Source organism: Campylobacter sp. GB48, assembly GCF_049221845.1.
GTDB lineage: Bacteria > Campylobacterota > Campylobacteria > Campylobacterales > Campylobacteraceae > Campylobacter_D > Campylobacter_D lari_C.
Map to the genome: position 1 here is coordinate 1 of NZ_JBMJAR010000030.1, position 3,402 is coordinate 3,402.

1 protein-coding gene is annotated in these 3,402 nt (G+C 25.2%); it reads right to left on the reverse strand.

What is annotated here, in order from left to right; translation table 11 throughout:
* Positions 1-3,258, reverse strand: a 3,258-nt coding sequence (locus ACOTVC_RS08425) for a hypothetical protein (protein ID WP_421628302.1), incomplete at its 3' end; no start/stop codon positions are given.
* Between the last annotated feature and the right edge of the window lie 144 nt (positions 3,259-3,402).

Here is a 3,402-nt window from a genome sequence, read left to right on the forward strand (position 1 = left end):
GATTAAAAAATCTTCTTCATGCTTTAGTTTTAAAAGCCTTGGTTTTATAGCTAAATCATGTAAATAAGAATAGGTATTAAAAAAGTCTATATCTTCTATGGTTTTTAAATCACCAGTTTTTGATCTTAATTCATCTAAACATAAATACGCAAAAAGTTTGTTTAAAAGATAATTTCTTACCCTTTTTGCACCACCTACATCTTTATGATAAACAAATAAAGCTTCTTTCTCTCCCAAACCTCCTGTTTGTAGCTTTCCCCCTGTAAACATAGAAGTAAAATTAAAAGAAACAAAAGTATTATTAATAAACATAGGATAAGAGATGAATCCTTCTTGTGTATTTGTAGGTTTTTTTGCTAAAACATAAGGAGGATTATACTTATGAGCAAAATTTAAAAATTGCAATCTTTCGTGTTCTTTTTTACTTTGTTCATATGCGCTAATCCATAATTGATTGATCAAATCTGTAATAACAGCTTGAGGTAAAGATATGAAAGATTCTTTGGCAATACTACGAATATTTTTTAAAGTAAAATTAAATTTATATTGAAAAATTTGTTTTTTGCTGATATTTGTTATATCTTTAAAACCATCATGATTTTTTAACTCTTTAAAGCTTGGATCATCTACTAGCATAATAGCTTCGTATTTGTTTTTATTTTTTTGCATATAGCAAAGTTCTAATAAAGCTATTTTATTTAGCCTTTTAAGTCTTTTGTTAAATTGTTCTTGATTTTGTATTTTAACCTTTTTCATTTGAATACTTGAATCCATCATCAAAAACAATAAATAACTTATACCTATACTTTCATAAAAGGCTTTTTGTGCTTTAAGGGTTAAAAAATTAAGAATGGTTTTACTAAGCAATTTAGCAAATTTAAATTCATCTGCTCTTAAAAAATCTGCAAAAGGAAAGAATTTATCTATAAAAGCATCCATCATAGCCACTATAGTTTTTTGCGGATTATAAGGAATTTTATTTATATTATTTTTTTCTATATCTTTTATCAATTCATCAAGTTCATCATCAATTTTCTTGTTTGATATTTTCTCTTTTTCAATCAATGCGTTTATTTGTTTTAGATTATATTCCACTGCTTCATCTTGGGTTTGATGATTTTCACTTTGAGGCTCTATTAGGGAAGATAAAAACTGTCTATCTTCCTCATCACTAATTTCATGATCTTTTAATTGTTCTAAATAATCCACAAATTCTTCTATACAAAAAATTTCATTTTTTGCGAGTTTGGCTTTTTGTTGTTTTGAAAAACATAGGGGAATTTTTTCTTCATTTATATTTAAAAAGACATTTGTAGGAAGTATATCAATACTTTCTTTCTCTTCTATTTGTATACTTTCACAATTTGAAAACAATTTCCACCAAGCTTGGAAATCAGTTTGAATAAAAGAATAAAAATGTTTTATCGTATAATAAGTTAAAGCAAGTAAAATCACATCTGTGATAGTAAATACATTTTTCCTTACAAAACCCTCTCCTTTGTATACCACACCTGTGTAAGCACCTATTTTAGGCTGTGCAATATGGGTAATACTATCTATATAAGCTCTTATGCATTCTATACCTTCTTGAAAGTATTGCTTTTGTTTTTCTAAGAAAGTTTTTTTATTATTTGCTTGATAAAAAATAGATTGCAAATAATGATAATTATATATTTTATTGATATTACTAGGATTTTTTATAAAATTCATATATTGAAATATATTTTCTAGATTGTTATCTGTAATATCTTTAATTAACTCTTCTTTTTCTTTTACTGTATCTTCAAAGCCTTGATAAGTTTGATAATTTAAGCGAATAAAAGGACTTAAAGAAAGCACAAAGGCATCTTTTTCATTATCAATAATATCGATTTTATATTTACTATAATCTATCATTGCATCGTAGTCTTTTGGAGCTTTGATTAAAATATCGTTTTGTGTTTCATCTTCTATGGTATCTGGATAAATGATGGTATTTTCAAAAATTTCTTCTGTGAGCTTTTGATGAAGTCCTGCATTGTATTTTTGTGGAGCATTTGTAATAATGAGAAAATTTTTTGCATAATAAGATTCGTTTTTTTCACTCTTTAAATCTTTTATGATTTGAGCTAGTGTAATAGAGTTAAAATACGGACTTTCTATATAGCTTAGTCTGTTTTGATCAAGGGACATTTGTTTTTTAAGTGCCTCTTTAATAGAATATCTACTATGTAATATTAATTCTTCTTTGGGATTTTGGGTGATGAGCTTTAAGAATTTTTTATTGTGAAAATCTTTAAAAATTTCTTCGTTTGATTGAAGATAAATTGCAAGATCTTGCTTATGATATGCTAATGATTGATTCCTTATTGCTCCAAAACCTGAAAAATCAAAAAGAATTTTATTATCTATGATCAAAGTGTAATGATCAATTTTGTTTTCAAAAAGAGTAAAAATATAACCAATATCACTTATGAGTAGTTGCACAATAGCATTATAAATAGCATAAGAGTATTTATCTTCACTCCACTTTGAAATTTCTTTATAAGCTTTTATCAACTCAAAAGCACTATCACCAATAACTAACAATGGCTGTGTTTTTGTTAAAAAGCTTTTCAATCTAAAGATATTGACAATACCAAGAAAGGCATTAATGATTTTCTTATATACAAGATCATAACCTTCTGCATAAATATCTTTAATATTTTGTATTAATTCATTAAAGACAAACTCTATTTGTTCATTTAGTTTATACTCGTTTAATTTTTGATATTCATCGAATGATTTTAGTTTTTGAAGTATAGGGATTTTTAATTTCTCATTAATGCAAATGATTAAAGAATTAATATTTTTGTTCTCTTTTTCTAGTTTTTGCGTCATAGTTTCTGAAATAGTTTGATTTTCAGATTTTCCCAAGGCTTTTACAAAATCATCTAAAATGCTTGTCATATCGCAAGATAAAGGAGTGATAGTAAAGTTTGAGGGATTATTGCTAAACTTATTAGAATCAGTAAATTTTTCATAAGAATAATCATAAATTTGAACTTTTTTTCCCTTATAAGCAGATATTTTAAGAGTATCATATAAGTATTTATCTAAACTATAATAACAATCTTTAGCAATATCATAATCTGTTAGTGCTAAATTCAGTATATTTTTTCTTGAAAAATTATTACAATATAAAACTATATTTTTAGCTTGTTTGCAATATTTATCTATCAAGTTTTTAAGATTGTTTTGGTTATAAATATATTGACAAGCAAATTCTTTGTTTTTCATTATCTGCCTTTAAGTAAATATTGACTTAAGGTTTTTTATTTAAATAAAAATTTAAGCAAAATCATCTATTAATCTCTCCAATCCACCTTATAATATTACCTTTATCATCAATTTCTACTTCTAGATCTTTGTATTTGTTGTAAA